Source organism: Desulfocicer niacini (genome assembly GCF_054657595.1).
Genome location: NZ_BAAHYK010000207.1, coordinates 1 through 328, shown reverse-complemented (window position 1 = coordinate 328; position 328 = coordinate 1). Strand labels below are relative to the sequence as shown.

1 protein-coding gene is annotated in these 328 nt (G+C 41.2%); it reads left to right on the top strand.

The features are described from left to right. Positions 1-328 (top strand): hypothetical protein (locus ACYQ2M_RS25415; protein ID WP_459919192.1); only part of this gene is annotated, 328 nt, incomplete at both ends.

Here is a 328-nt window from a genome sequence, read left to right as displayed (position 1 = left end):
GTCTTGCCGATTCAATAGGGATTGATGCGTTGGGTTTTGCCGAAGCATCTCCTTTCTCAGGTTATAAAATAACTCATTCCAGACGGTCAGACCCGAAACTGACTTTACCGGATGCAAAATCTATTATTATTGGAGGTATATATATCGGCGGAATGACCCTTCCTGCCTGGAAAAATCCCTGGTACGGCAGAACAAGCAGACTCTATCTGTCAGAGTTTTTTCTTGATGTCGTAAAACCGCTTGAACCGATTGCTGAATTATTAAAAAAATCAGGATTTCAGTCAGTTATTTGTAACGGTTCTGAAAAAGAAGGCTCTATTCTGCCACT